At 65.3% G+C, this 14,156-nt stretch carries 12 protein-coding genes; 10 read left to right on the top strand and 2 right to left on the bottom strand.

Going from position 1 to position 14,156, the window contains the following annotated elements:
• The first annotated feature begins 106 nt into the window (after window positions 1-106).
• A complete protein-coding gene (locus ABMA46_RS15415) occupies window positions 107-1,381 on the top strand; it encodes a 4-aminobutyrate--2-oxoglutarate transaminase (RefSeq protein WP_349000701.1) in 1,275 nt (424 codons plus the stop codon).
• A 170-nt stretch (window positions 1,382-1,551) separates the two neighbouring features.
• On the opposite strand, the gene ABMA46_RS15410 is transcribed toward ABMA46_RS15415, so the two are convergent.
• Window positions 1,552-2,793, bottom strand: coding sequence for an NAD(P)/FAD-dependent oxidoreductase (locus ABMA46_RS15410; protein ID WP_349000617.1), 1,242 nt, complete (start codon window positions 2,791-2,793; stop codon window positions 1,552-1,554).
• A gap of 448 nt (window positions 2,794-3,241) precedes the next feature.
• On the opposite strand from ABMA46_RS15410, the gene ABMA46_RS15405 reads away from it, so the two are divergent.
• The 7 genes from ABMA46_RS15405 (at window position 3,242) to yihA (ending at window position 10,308) form a co-directional block, all read left to right on the top strand.
• Entirely contained in the window at window positions 3,242-4,543 is a 1,302-nt protein-coding gene (locus tag ABMA46_RS15405; RefSeq protein WP_425475756.1) for an imelysin family protein, read from the top strand.
• Between the two features lie 60 nt (window positions 4,544-4,603).
• Window positions 4,604-4,915 carry a (2Fe-2S)-binding protein gene (locus tag ABMA46_RS15400; protein WP_349000615.1) on the top strand — a complete coding sequence of 104 codons (312 nt, stop codon included), beginning with the start codon at window positions 4,604-4,606 and terminating at the stop codon, window positions 4,913-4,915.
• The gene (gene bfr, locus ABMA46_RS15395) at window positions 4,881-5,384 is read left to right on the top strand and encodes a bacterioferritin (RefSeq protein ID WP_349000614.1); all 504 of its coding nucleotides are present in this window, start codon (window positions 4,881-4,883) and stop codon (window positions 5,382-5,384) included. Before ABMA46_RS15400 ends, bfr begins: the two co-directional genes overlap by 35 nt.
• Before the next feature lie 306 nt (window positions 5,385-5,690).
• Window positions 5,691-7,193 carry a di-heme oxidoreductase family protein gene (locus ABMA46_RS15390; protein WP_349000612.1) on the top strand — a complete coding sequence of 501 codons (1,503 nt, stop codon included), beginning with the start codon at window positions 5,691-5,693 and terminating at the stop codon, window positions 7,191-7,193.
• On the top strand, window positions 7,194-8,270 hold the full coding sequence (locus ABMA46_RS15385; RefSeq protein WP_349000610.1) for an imelysin family protein: 1,077 nt from the start codon (window positions 7,194-7,196) through the stop codon (window positions 8,268-8,270).
• A 204-nt stretch (window positions 8,271-8,474) separates the two neighbouring features.
• The gene (locus tag ABMA46_RS15380; RefSeq protein WP_349000608.1) at window positions 8,475-9,578 is read left to right on the top strand and encodes a DUF1513 domain-containing protein; all 1,104 of its coding nucleotides are present in this window, start codon (window positions 8,475-8,477) and stop codon (window positions 9,576-9,578) included.
• A gap of 79 nt (window positions 9,579-9,657) precedes the next feature.
• Entirely contained in the window at window positions 9,658-10,308 is a 651-nt protein-coding gene (yihA, locus tag ABMA46_RS15375; protein ID WP_349000606.1) for a ribosome biogenesis GTP-binding protein YihA/YsxC, read from the top strand.
• 43 nt (window positions 10,309-10,351) lie between these two features.
• Here yihA and ABMA46_RS15370 read toward each other — a convergent pair whose 3' ends face one another.
• Entirely contained in the window at window positions 10,352-11,077 is a 726-nt protein-coding gene (locus ABMA46_RS15370; protein WP_349000605.1) for a TetR/AcrR family transcriptional regulator, read from the bottom strand.
• Window positions 11,078-11,194: 117 nt separating this feature from the next.
• Here ABMA46_RS15370 and ABMA46_RS15365 point away from each other — a divergent pair, with 117 nt between their 5' ends.
• Both ABMA46_RS15365 and ABMA46_RS15360 read left to right on the top strand, forming a co-directional pair.
• On the top strand, window positions 11,195-12,352 hold the full coding sequence (locus tag ABMA46_RS15365; RefSeq protein ID WP_349000603.1) for an HlyD family secretion protein: 1,158 nt from the start codon (window positions 11,195-11,197) through the stop codon (window positions 12,350-12,352).
• 21 nt (window positions 12,353-12,373) lie between these two features.
• Entirely contained in the window at window positions 12,374-13,963 is a 1,590-nt protein-coding gene (locus ABMA46_RS15360; RefSeq protein WP_349000602.1) for a DHA2 family efflux MFS transporter permease subunit, read from the top strand.
• Window positions 13,964-14,156 lie beyond the last annotated feature (193 nt).

Here is a 14,156-nt window from a genome sequence, read left to right as displayed (position 1 = left end):
GGCCCAATCGCTGTCGGCGGCTGCCGGCTTGAGCAAGGCTTGAATTGCGGCCAGAAGAGGCGCCACAATCCATATGACAGCAGCCGCCCCACCGGAGGACCAGATCGTGAAGAACTCCACCCTGTCCGAGCGCAAGAACAAGGCGATCTCGCGCGGCGTCGGCATGACGACGCAGATCTACGCCGACCGGGCCGAAAACGCCGAGATCTGGGATGTCGAGGGGCGCCGCTACATCGACTTCGCGGGCGGCATCGCGGTGGTCAACACCGGCCATCGCCACCCCCGAGTGATGGAAGCGGTGAAGGCGCAGCTCGACCGCTTCACCCACACCTGCCACCAGGTCGTGCCTTACGAGAACTACGTGCACCTGGCCGAGCGGCTGAACGCCATCACGCCGGGTAATTTCGACAAGAAGACCATCTTCGTCACCACCGGTGCCGAAGCGGTCGAGAACGCGATCAAGATCGCGCGCCACGCCACCGGGCGCCAGGCGGTGATCGCCTTCGCCGGCGGCTTCCACGGCCGCACCTTCATGGGCATGGCGCTGACCGGCAAGGTGCAGCCCTACAAGGCCGGCTTCGGGGCGATGCCCGGCGACGTCTTCCATGCGCCCTTTCCGGTCGACCTGCACGGCGTCTCGGTGGCCGACTCGCTGGCCGCGCTTGACCGGCTGTTCAAGGCCGACGTCGACCCGTCGCGCGTGGCCGCCATCATCGTCGAGCCGGTGCAGGGCGAAGGCGGCTTCTACGAGGCGCCGCGCGACTTCGTGTCGGCGCTGCGCAAGATCTGCGACCAGCATGGCATCCTGCTGATCGCCGACGAGGTGCAGACCGGCTTCGCGCGCACCGGCAAGATGTTCGCCATGCAGCATCATGACGTCGCGCCCGACATCACCACCATGGCGAAGAGCCTGGCCGGCGGTTTTCCGCTCTCGGCCGTCACCGGCCGCGCCGAGATCATGGATTCGCCCAATCCCGGCGGGCTCGGCGGCACCTATGCCGGCAACCCGCTCGGCATTGCGGCGGCACACGCCGTGCTCGACGTGATCGAGGACGAGAAGCTCTGCGACCGCGCCGATGCGCTCGGCTCGCGGCTGAAGCAGCGGCTGGACTCGCTGCGCGCCGACGTGCCCGAGATCGTCGACATCCGCGGGCCGGGTTTCATGAACGCGGTGGAGTTCAACGACGTGCGCAAGAAACTGCCGTCGGCCGAGTTCGCCAACGCCGTGCGGCTGAAGGCGCTCGACAAGGGGCTGATCCTGCTTACCTGCGGCGTCCATGCCAACGTCATCCGCTTCCTCGCGCCCATCACCATCCAGGACGAGGTGATGACCGAGGCGCTGGACATTCTGGAGGCGTCGATCCGGGAAGCGCGCGCGTAGGTGCAGGCTTCCCCTCCCCCTTGAGGGGAGGGTGCCGAGCGAAGCGAGGCGGGAGGGTAGCCGGCCGTAGAGTTCGACGATATTTTTTGAACGCCGGCGCGATTTAGGGTACCCCCTCCCGACAGGCCTTCGGCCTGCCACCTTCCCCTCGAGGGGGAGGGGAAATCTGGCTATTCCGCTGCGGTCTTCTCCTGATGCGCGGCCAGCGCCGCCTTCAGGTCGGCACCGGCGGCGACGAGGTCGGGCGCCGGCGAGAAGCCGGCGGCCAGCATCTTGCGGCCCAGCATATGGTCGGCCGGGCGGTTCACCGATTCGATGCCGAGCAGCCGGTCGCCGAGATAATGGTAGATCGAGAAGCGGTTCTCGGCAGGATCGCCCGACACCACGTTGCGGTCGCCGCCTGCGGTCAGCCCGACCATCTGCAGCTTCATGTCGCCGATATCCGACCAGAACCACGGCACGGCCGCGTAGTCCTCCGAATGGCCGAGCACCGTGCGGGCGGCGAGCCTGGCCTGGTCGGTGGCGTTCTGGACCGATTCCAGCCGCACGTCCTGTCCGGTGAACCAGTGGCGGTAGCTGGCGGCGTCGCCGATTGCCAGGATTTCGGGAACCGAGGTGCGCATCGACGCGTCGACCCTGATGCCATTGCCTGTCGCCAGGCCGGCCGCCTCCGCCATGTCCACATTGGGCGCTGCGCCGACGCCGACGACAACCATCTGCGCTGGCAGGCGCTCGCCCGAACCGGTGACGGCGCCGACGACCCGGCCATCGTTACCCTCGAGCCGGAGCACGGTTTGCCCGGTCAGCACGCGCACGCCGGCCTCTTCCAACCGCCGGCGCACATGGGCGGCGACGCCGGGCGCGACGGCGCGGCCGAGCAGCCGATCGGCGGCTTCCACGACTGTGACCCTGCGGCCGCCGGCCGCCAGTGTCGCGGCGATCTCCAGCCCGATGAAGCCGCCGCCGAGGATCACCACATCAGACGCCCCGGCGCTCAATTCGCGAATGAGCCGCGCATCGGCGAGCGAACGCAGCGACACGACGCCCGCAAGCTCCGCTCCCGGCAGCGGCAGGACGCGCGGCCTCGAGCCGGTCGCCAGGATCAGCCGATCGAAAGGCAGCCGCCCGCCATCGGCAAGGTCGAGTTGCCGGCCTGCGACATCGATGCGCGCGACCCGGACGCCGGGCCTGAAATCGATGGCGTTGCCGCTGTAGAAGGTCTCGCCGCGCAGGAGCTGCGGCCTCGCCTCGGCGTCCTTGATGAAGGTCTTCGACAGCGGCGGCTTGTGATAGGGCAGGTCGGCCTCGTCGCCGAGCAGGATCACCGGGGCCGAATACCCCTCCTCGCGCAGGCTGGCCGCGGCCTGGACACCCGCATGACCCGCTCCCACTATGACGACGCCGTTGTTCATCGCGATCTTCCTCTCCCGCCAACCTACCGCCGCCGCGCAGATGGCGATTGTCCGGCGCCGTCGCAAGCAGCCGCCTGCGGTCGCACCCGAGACAGGCTCGTGTCAACACCCTCCCAAGAGCGAGCGCGATAGGGCGGCAAGTAAACTTGACTTCTCCAGTTTAGAATAATTCCAAACTGTTGTTTTAAATATGTTTTCCTCCTGAAATTCATTTGACTTTCCTCTTTTTCTCAACTTTATGAACAGCAGCGCGCTGTGGCGCACCTTTGATGTCTGGGCCTTGAACCCTTTCGATTGGAGGCATTCCGGTGCTTTGTTCCTGCCCTGACCGCCCGCGGCGGCCGGCCGCCGAGACGGCAAGGAACCCCGATGTCATCCAGAAACCAGATGTCTCGTCGCCGCCCCTGGCGATGCGGACCCGTGCTTGAACTCGTTGAGGGAGACGACAATGAAGAGACCGAACCTGATCCGCTACGGGAGCCGGATCGCGGCCATCGGAGCTACCGCAATGCTGACGACGGCGGCCTTCGTGCTTCCGTCCAAGGCCGATACCGACCCGAAAGCGGTCATCAAGACCTATTCCGACATCGCTCTCGCCAAATACGAGGATTCGTTGACCACCGCGCAAGCGCTCGACAAGGCCGTCGACGCTTTCCTCGCCAACCCTTCCGCCGAGACGCAAACTGCCGCGAAGGACGCCTGGAAGGCCGCGCGCATTCCCTACCAGCAGACTGAAGCCTACCGCTTCGGCAACGCCATCGTCGATGACTGGGAAGGCAAGGTGAATGCCTGGCCGCTGGACGAAGGCCTGATCGACTACGTCGACAAGAGCTACGGCACCGAGTCAGACGAGAACGCGCTCTATACGGCCAACGTCATCGCCAACAAGGAAATCGAGATCGACGGCAAGAAGGTCGACGCGTCCAAGCTGACGCCGGAATTCCTGTCGGGCACGCTGCAGGAAGCCGGCGGCATCGAGGCCAACGTCGCCACCGGCTACCATGCGATCGAATTCCTGCTGTGGGGTCAGGACCTGCACGGAACCGGACCGGGCGCGGGCGAGCGTCCCTACACCGATTACGACCTGAAGAACTGCACGCACGGCAATTGCGACCGCCGCGCGGAATACCTCAAGTCGGCGTCCGACCTGCTCGTCTCCGACCTTCAGGACATGGTGAACAACTGGAAGGACGACGGCGCGGCGCGCAAGAACCTCGAAGACGGCACGACCAATGCCGGCATCTCCACCATCCTGACCGGCATGGGCTCGCTTTCCTACGGCGAGTTGGCGGGCGAGCGCATGAAGCTCGGCCTCCTGCTGCACGATCCGGAAGAAGAGCACGACTGCTTCTCCGACAACACCTACATGTCGCATCTCGAAGACGCCGCAGGCATCCGCGAGACCTATCTCGGCAGCTACAAGCGCGTCGACGGCACCGAGGTCTCCGGCCCGTCCGTTTCGGACCTGGTGAAGGCTGCCGATCCGGCGCTCGACACGGAGATCAGGGGCAAGCTGGACACCACCATGGCCAAGATGGAGGCCATCAAGGCGCGCGCCGACAAGGGTGAGGCCTATGACCAGCAGATCGCCGAGGGCAACACGGAAGGCAACGCCACCGTGCAGGCGGCGATCGACGCGCTGGTCGACCAGACCAAGTCGATCGAGCGCGCCGTGTCGGCGCTGAAGCTCGACGCCATCGCCTTCGAGGGGTCGGACAGCCTGGACGCGCCCGACAAGGTCTTCCAGTAAGTCCATCGAGACAGCGAGCGGCGCGCATGAGGCGCGCCGCCAGCCATCAGAGTTAGAACCATGCTGGTCTGTCACTGCAACATCATTACCGAGAAGGACCTGGAGCGGACGATCATCGACCTGCTCGACCAGGACCCCTGGCAGCTTATCGTTCCGGCGAAGGTTTATCATGCCATGGCCAAGCGCGGTCGCTGTTGCGGCTGCTTCCCAAATGTGGTGGAAACGATCATTCGGGTTACCGAGGAGTACCACGCGCGCTCGGAGGCGGGCGTCGTGGATATCGTTTCACACCTGGAACGCGTGAGGGAATTGCGCGTCCAATACGGGAGCAGGACCCATGAAAGGCGACAAACAGGTCATCGAGCGGCTTAACGAGGCACTGTTTCTGGAACTCGGCGCCGTCAACCAGTACTGGGTGCATTTCCGGCTGCTGGAGGACTGGGGCTACACCAAGCTGGCGCGGAAGGAACGGGCCGAATCCATCGAGGAGATGCATCACGCCGACAAGCTCGTGGCGCGCATCATCTTCCTGGAAGGCCATCCCAACCTCCAGTCCGTCGCGCCGCTGCGCATCGGGCAGAATGTGAAGGAAGTGCTGGAATCGGATCTGGCCGGCGAATACGACGCACGCACCGCCTACAAGCGCTCGCGCGAGATCTGCAACGAAGTCGGCGACTATGTGAGCATGAAACTGTTCGAAGAACTGCTGGCGGACGAGGAAGGCCATATCGACTTCCTGGAGACGCAGCTCGACCTGCTGGCCTCGCTCGGCGAGGAGAAGTACGGCCTGCTCAATGCCGATTCCGCCGACAACGCCGAAACCAATTCGGACGCGGACTAAGGGCATGAGGGAATGCGGCGCATAACAGGGGTTTTGCGCCGCGCGGGCCTGCCTTCCCTTTTGTGGGAAGGACGTTCGCATGGGACGTTTCCCGCAATCTCCACTGCCGCGCACCCCCACCCCTGTCCCCTCCCCACAAGGGGGAGGGAGACGCCGATACCACCGTTTCGCCCAAAATTGCCTGCGTCGGCGCATCGTAGCGCTGCCGCAAAGTCCCCCTCCCCCTTGAGGGGAGGGGCTAGGGGTGGGGGTGCGGCGACATACGCCATTACCCTGCCCACAAAGAAGACAAAGAAGCGCGCGTCGATGCTCGTGCTCTTTGTCTTCGCCGCGCTGCAAACGACGGCTCTTGCCGATCCCACCGACATCCCCGCCACCCGCACCGACCTCGCGCCCAAGGATGCCGCGCGCGTCCAGGCGGTTACCGCCCCCGCCACGGACTTTTCCAAGCCGGAAGACTACGAGACGATGCAGGGCGGCGCCGGCACGTCGCGCAAGCGGGTCAACGCCGATTCCTTCTCGCAGTCGTCGGCCAACATCACCTTCGAGGAGGAAGGCACCTTCAAGCTCGGCAACGCGCTGTTCCGCAAGAACTGGGTGTCGTCGCCCTCGTCCACCCAGGCCTCGGACGGGCTTGGGCCGCTGTTCAACGAGCGTGCGTGCCAGAACTGCCATCTGAAGGACGGCCGCGGTCATCCGCCGGAAGGAGCCGAGGGCACGACCTCGATGTTCCTGCGCCTCGCCCGGACGGCGGAAACGGCCGAGGAGAAGGCCGAGATCGCCGATCACAAGGTGCTGAACTTCCCCGATCCGGTCTACGGCACGCAGCTGCAGACCCTCGCCGTACCCGGCCTGCGCGGCGAAGGCCACATGAAGGTGGACTATTCGGGGTTCCCGGTCACCCTGGGCGACGGGACCGTCGTGTCGCTGCGCCGCCCGGCCTATTCCGTGACCGATCTCGGCTACGGCCCGCTCGATCCGGCGACCACGCTGTCGCCGCGCATCAGCCCGCCGATGATCGGCCTCGGCCTCGCCGAGCAGATCGCGCCCGCCGACATCCTCGCCCGAGCCGACCCCGACGACAGGGATGGCGACGGCATCTCGGGCAGGCCCAGCATCGTGCGCGATCCCTCGGGCAAGCTCGAACTCGGCCGCTTCGGCTGGAAGGCGCAGGTGGCCTCGATCCGCGAGCAGTCGGCCGAGGCGCTGGCCGGCGACATCGGCATCTCCTCTCCCGAGGCCCACCAGCACTGGGGCGACTGCACCGAAAAGGAACCGGATTGCCTGAAGATGGCGACCGGCGTGCAGAAGCGGCTCGGCGACACCGAAGCGCCGGCGCCGGTGATAGACCTCATCACCTTCTATGCGCAGAACCTCGCCGTTCCGGCGCGCCGTCACGTCGGCGACCGGCAGGTGCTGGCCGGCAAGCAGGCCTTCTACAAGATGGGCTGCATTGCCTGCCACACGCCGAAATTCGTCACCCGGCGCGATACGCCGAACAAGGCGCAGTCCTTCCAGTTGATCTGGCCCTATTCCGATTTCCTGCTGCACGACATGGGGCCGGACCTCGCCGACGGGCAGCAGGTGGGCGAGGCGACCGGCACGGAATGGCGCACCCCGCCGCTATGGGGTATCGGGCTTACCGGCCGGGTCAACGGCCACAGCTTCTTCCTGCATGACGGGCGCGCACGAAACCTCACCGAGGCCATCCTGTGGCATGGCGGCGAGGCAAAGAAGGCGCGCGACCGTTTCGCGGCGGCCGACAAGGCCGAACGTGACGCACTGATCAAATTCCTGGAGTCGCTTTAGATGAACAAATCTCTGGTTCCGATCCTGATCGCCGCGCTGGCCGCCTGGGCGGCGCCCGCCGATGCAGCCGTCAAGGCGTCCGACGTGATCGATCGCGCGATCGACGGTTTTGTCCGGCCCGCCTACGCGACGTTCCACGAGGAGGCCGCCTCGGCGGACAAGGCGGTCGCGGCCTTATGCAAGGCCCCCTCGCAGGCCAATCTCGACGCCGCCCGCGCCGGATTCGCCGATCTTGTGAAAGCTTGGTCGCAGGCGGAGATCATCCAATTCGGTCCGATCACCGAGGACAACAGGCTGGAACGCATCCTCTACTGGCCGGACCGCAAGTCGATCGGCCTCAAGCAGGTGCAGGCGGCGATCGCCGATGAGGACAAGACCGCTACCGACGCCGCGACGCTTCGCGCCAAGAGCGTAGCCATGCAGGGCCTCGGCGCGCTGGAATACATTCTTCATGGAACCGGCGCGGACGATCTTGCCGGCAAGAGCGGCGCCTATCGCTGCGCCTTCGGCGCGGCGGTCGCCGGCAACATCGACAACATCGCCATGCAAGTGGACGCCGAATGGGCCAAGCCCGACGGTTTCGCGAAGCTGTGGAACAACCCCGGCCCCGACAATCCCGTCTATCGCGACGGCACCGAATCCGTCACCGAGTTGATGGAGGTCTTCATCAACGGGCTGGAGATGGTGCGCGACGTGCGCGTGAAGGGCTTCCTCGGCGACAAGCCCGACGGCGACAAGCCCAAGGGCTCGATCTTCTGGCGATCCGGCCTCACCGGCGCCTCGCTTGCCGGCAATCTCGAGGGCATGGATCGCCTGTTCGAAACCTCGCATGTGGGCGACGCGCTGTCCGGCGACGCGCACTGGATGGCCGATTCCACCCATATACTGCTCGCCAACGGCGTTGCCGACGCCCGCTCGGTGACCGGGCCGATCGACAAGGCGCTGGAGGACCCAGACCAGCGCGCGAAATTCGAGCACTTCCGGCTGGTCACTTCCAGCCTCTCCAGCCTGATCGGTACGCGCATGAGCGCCGAATTCGGCCTCACCACCGGGTTCTCCTCGCTGGACGGGGATTGAGCTTGTGACTGACGCCGGCGCACCCCCACCCCTATCCCCTCCCCACAAGGGGGAGGGGGACTTGAAGGGCCGCGCCATGCCCGAAATCTTGTCGGACTTGGCGCGCGGCAGCTACCCCTCCCCCTTGTGGGGAGGGGATAGGGGTGGGGGTGCCGCGACTCCGGAGCGGGCAAACCTCCAGTCATACAACAGGAGGATCGTTCCATGCCCACTCCTCTGATCGACCGCCGTGACTTCCTGCGCGCGGCCGGCGCCGGCTTCGTCGCCGCCATGACGCCTTCCGCATGGGCCGCGACGCTGGACACGGACGCCATCTTCGCCACCGCCTTCGTCCGCCATGGCGGCGGTTATGGGGCGGGCGTCATGTCCGAAGCCGGGAAACTTCTCTACACGGTCGCCCTGCCCGACCGGGGCCATGACGTGACGTTCGACCCCGTGTCCGGTCGCTCCGTCGTGTTTCCGCGCCAGCCCGGCACCTTCGCCGTCGTCTTCGACCACGCCAGGCGCACGCAGCCGCAGACCATCGCCGCAGCACCCGGCCGCCATTTCTACGGCCACGGCGTCTTTTCCGACGACGGCAAGCTGCTCTACGCCACCGAGAACGACTTCGACAATGCCGCAGGCATGATCGGCATCTACGACGCCGGCGACGGCTTCAAGCGCCTCGGCGAACTGCCGACGCACGGCACCGGGCCGCACGAGGTGCTGTTGCTCGGCGACGGGCGCACGCTGGCGGTGGCGAACGGCGGGGTGGAGACACACCCGGACTTCGGCCGCGCCAAGCTCAATGTGGCGACCATGAAGCCGTCCTACGTGCTGATCGACCGCGTCACCGGCGACCTCATCGAAAAGCACGAACCGAAGGCCGACCTGCATCAGCTTTCGATCCGCCACATGGATGTCGATTCAGCCGGCGCGGTGTGGTTCGGCTGCCAGTACGAGGGGGCGACGACAGAGCGGCCGCCGCTGGTCGGGCGCGTGACGCGCGACAAGGGACTGGAACTGATCGACATGCCGGCGCCGGCGCTCAACGGGTTGCGCAACTATATCGGCGCGATGGCGGCCAACAGGAAGGCCGGCACGATCGCGGTCACCTCGCCGGCCGGCAACACCTATGTGGTGCTCGATACGCGCAGCGCTGAAGTGGTCGCGGTCAATCCGATGACGGAAGTCTGCGGCATCGCGCCGGACAAGGCCGGCTTCATCGCCTCCTCCGGCGCCGGCGACATCGTCGGCGGCGACGGACGCAAGGTTTCCGAGCCGGACTATGTCTGGGACAATCACATATTGCGGGTCGCTGGCGCCTGACGCTTCCGCTTCGGAAAGATTCCCTTCTTTCGCTTCCGGGCCTAACGTGCGAGTGGATCGGAAAACCGGAGGCGAGCCGTTGAGCGAAGCATCACACATCGACCGGGAGCTTTTCAAGCGGCCGTGGGCGTTCATCCGCGGCGTGCCGGCGATGAAGTTCCTGCCGCCGGAAGGGCCGCCGGAGATCACCTTCGCCGGGCGCTCCAACGTCGGCAAGTCGTCGCTGATCAACGCGCTCATCGGCCAGAAGGGACTGGCGCGCACCTCCAACACGCCGGGCCGCACGCAGGAACTCAATTATTTCGTCCCGGACGGCTATTCGGGCCAGGGCGACGACCTGCCGCCGGCGGCGCTGGTCGACATGCCCGGCTACGGCTACGCCAAGGCACCGAAGGAGCAGGTCGACCAGTGGACGAAGCTGGTCTTCGATTATCTGCGCGGCCGCTCGACGCTCAAGCGCGTCTATGTGCTGATCGACGCCCGTCACGGCGTGAAGACCAACGACGAGGAGGTTTTCTCGCTCCTCGACAAGGCGGCCGTCTCCTACCAGCTGGTGCTGACCAAGACCGACAAGATCAAGGCCGCCGGCGTGCCGCGTCTGATCGAAGAGACATTGACGAAGATCCGCAAGCGCCCTGCCGCCTATCCGGCGGTGCTGGCAACCTCGTCGGAGAAAGGTGAGGGGCTGGAGGAGTTGCGGGAAGCGATTGTGACTGCGATACGGCAGTAGGCAGTCAGCATAGATCGCGCGCTTGCGGTTGCCCGGCTTCGGCCTATTCCCGACTGCCTTCTTCCTGCTCTCGCAGCTTGTCGGTGCCGTAGGCCTTCAGGAACATGTCCACGCCGGATTTGGCGATGTATTCGACCTCGGCCTTGGTCGGCGCCTCGGTGCGATAGGCGAACAGGCACTGGCGGAACAGGCCGGCGGTGGAAACCTCGGTGAACTGGTAGCCGGCCAGTTCGAGATCGGGAATGTCCAGCAGGCCTTGGGCGATCGCCTTCTCGAGATATTTGACGAAGTGCTCGCGGCCGCGCTTGGGGCCGCGCTCGTAGAAGCGCCGGCCGAGCTCGGGAATCCGCTCCGACGCGCCGATCACGGTCCGCTGCGCCAGGACGACGTTTGGCGACGTCAGCTTGAACGACAGGCCCATGGCGAAGCGGACCAGCGTCTCGCGAAGCGGCGTGCCCTGCTCCAGCGTCTCATAGAGATTCTTGAAGATAGAGCCGCGCTCTTCCTCGATCAGCGCCTCGAACAGCTCTTCCTTGTTGGCGAAATAGACGTAGATGGTGCCCTTGGAGACGCCGGCCTCGCGGGTGATGTCGTTCATCGAAGCGGCGTCGAAGCCCATATTGATGAAGACGCGCCGCGCGCCCTCGATGATCTGCTTGCGCTTGACCGGATCCTGGCCGGCGGCCGGACGGCCACGACGGATGCATTCTTCCTCCCTGCTCCCGCAAGGTTCGGTATCGATCTTGTCAGTATGCTTGTCAGCAGACATTTCGAAAAAATCCAAAATAATCGAACCAATCGGTTCGAACACCCTTGATATGGCGACGCTTTGACGTTAAGTCAACATCGAACCGAACGGTTCAGTCTTATAATCAGAGATTCCCCGATGTCCTCCACCTCCAATACGATAGCGGAAGTGCGTCAATTCCCCAATGCCAAGGCGCCGGTCACCGAAGCACCGGCCGAACCCGTTGTGGACAAGGCGCCCGAGGAAAAGAAGAAAAAGCGGTCGGCGCGCTCGTTCCTGCTGCCGATCATCGGCATCGCGCTCGCCGGCGGCGCGGCCTGGTACGGTTACGATTACTGGACCGACGGCCGCTTCATGATCTCGACGGACGACGCCTATGTCCAGGCGGACATGGCGTTCATCTCGCCGAAGATCTCGGGCTATGTCGACGACATCAAGGTCGCGGAAAACCAGCATGTGAAGGCCGGCGATCCGCTCTTCGTCATCGACCAGGGCGACTACAAGATCGCCGTCGCGCAGGCCGAGGCGCAGATCGCCACGCTCGACAAGACGCTGGACCGCATCGATGCTCAGATCGTCGCGGCCAGGGCATCGCTCGACCAGGCCAAGGCCGAAAAGGTCGCCGACCAGGCCAAGGCGGACAACGCCCTGTTGACGCAGACGCGCGCTGAAAAGCTCGTCGCCACCAAGGTCGGCACGCAGGCAGCGCTCGACGATGCCCGCAGCGCCGTCGAGCAGGCCAATGCGGCGCTGGCCGGCGCGGATGCGCAGATCGCGGCGGCACAGGCCAATATCGGCGTGCTCGAAGCGCAGCGGGCGGAGACGGCGTCGTCGCTGGATTCGCTCAGGCTGGCCAGGGACAAGGCCGAGCGCGACCTTTCCTTCACCGTACTCAAGGCGCCCTATGACGGCGTCGTCGGCAACCGCTCGGTGGAAAAAGGCGACCTCATCAGCCCCGGCCAGAAGCTGGCGGTGATCGTGCCGACGGACAAGCTCTACATCAACGCCAACTTCAAGGAGACGCAGCTTGCGCGCCTCGTTCCCGGCGAGGAGGTGAGGATTGCCGTCGACGCGATGGACGGCGACACGTTCGAAGGCACCGTGTCCTCGCTCGCGCCGGCCTCGGGTGCGGTGTTCTCGCTGCTGCCGCCGGAGAATGCGACCGGCAACTTCACCAAGGTCGTGCAACGCGTACCCGTGCGCATCGACATCCCCAAGGACGTGCTCGACGCCGGCAAGCTACGCGCCGGCCTGTCGGTCGTAGTCGATGTCGACAGCCGCACGGCGCCGAACTAACCAAACGCCCGGAGGTTCGCCATGGCGACCGCCACACTGACGGCACCAGCCATCCCGGCCAGACCGGCCGACCATATGGAACCGCGCCGCGTCATCGCCTTCCTGACGATGGTGTTCGGCATGTTCATGGCGATCCTGGACATCCAGATCGTCTCGGCATCGCTGACCGACATCCAGGCGGGCCTGTCCGCCAGTGCCGACGAAATCCCGTGGGTGCAGACCTCCTATCTCGTTGCCGAGGTCATCATGATCCCGCTGTCGGGCTTCCTGTCGAGGATGCTGTCGACGCGGGTGCTGTTCACCATCGCGGCCGCAGGCTTCACCGGGGCCAGCGCGCTGTGCGCCACCGCCACCAACATCGACCAGATGATCGTCTATCGCGCGATCCAGGGCTTCATCGGCGGCGGCATGATCCCGAGCGTCTTCGCGGCCGCCTTCACCATTTTCCCACCGTCGCGGCGCGCCGTGGTGACGCCGATGATCGGCCTTGTCGCGACGATGGCGCCCACCATCGGCCCGACCATCGGCGGCTACATCAGCCACGCCTTCTCCTGGCATTGGCTGTTCCTCATCAATGTCGTTCCGGGTGTGCTGGTGGCCAGCGCTGCCTGGGCGCTGATCGACTTCGACAAGCCTAACCTCGGCCTGTTCAGCAAGTTCGACTGGTGGGGCCTGATCGGCATGGGCGGTTTCCTCGGCGGGCTCGAATATGTGCTGGAAGAGGGCCCGAACCACGACTGGCTGCAGGACCAGGCTGTGCTGGTGTGCGCCATCGTCTCGGCCACGGGCGCGGTGCTGTTCTTCTGGCGCGCCTTTACGGCGGAAGAGCCGATCGTCGATCTCAAGGCCTTCACCAACGTCAACTTCGCCTTCGGCTCGATCTTCTCCTTCGTCATCGGCATCGGCCTCTACGGATTGACCTATCTCTATCCGATCTATCTCGGCCGCATCCGCGGCTACGATTCGATGATGATCGGCAATGCGCTGTTCGTCTCCGGCCTGGCGATGTTCGCCGCCGCGCCCGTTTCCGGCGTGCTGTCACGCAAGATGGACCCGCGCATCATGATGATGATCGGCTTCCTCGGCTTCGCCGCCGGCACTTGGCAGATGACGCACATGACGGCCGACTGGGATTTCTGGGAGATCTTCGTGCCGCAGATCCTGCGCGGCGCCTCGATGATGCTGTGCATGGTGCCGATCAGCAATATCGCGCTCGGCACGCTGCCGCCCGAGCGGCTGAAGAATGCGTCCGGCTTGTTCAACCTGACGCGCAATCTCGGCGGCGCCGTCGGACTGGCGCTGATCAACACCGTGCTGGTGAACCGCAACGCTTTCCATTTCGCCCGGCTGTCGGAGCACGTTCAATGGGGCAGCGCCGAAGCGCAGACCCAGTTGCAGAACATGACGCGCAATTTCGAGACCTACAGCGGCATGGACGCGGCCTCGGCGGCGATCTCGCAACTCGCCGGCATGGTGCATCAGCAAGCGGCGCTGATGTCCTTCATCGACGTGTTCTACCTGCTGACCGTGCTGTTCGCCTCGCTGGCGCTGTTCGTCATGCTCATCCGTAAGCCGCCTGAATCCGCCAGCGGCGGAGGAGGTGGACATTGATCGTCATTCCGTGGAGAAGAAGGCCGGAAGCCCCGGCCGTCCCGGTGGCTCAATCACGACCGGCATCCTCAATGGACGCCGATCGCCAGTCCGGGACGCCTTCGTTCAAGAGGCAATGGCCCCGAAAGGCGAAGCCGGGACAACCAGGCCGCGATTTCGGCAGCGACGACAACATCCCCCTTCCGCTCGACGG

It is taken from the genome of Mesorhizobium hunchu, assembly GCF_040081975.1.
In the GTDB taxonomy this organism is placed as follows: Bacteria; Pseudomonadota; Alphaproteobacteria; order Rhizobiales; family Rhizobiaceae; genus Mesorhizobium; species Mesorhizobium hunchu.
Note: the sequence above shows the minus strand (reverse complement) of the source record. Positions and strands in the feature narration are given on the sequence as shown.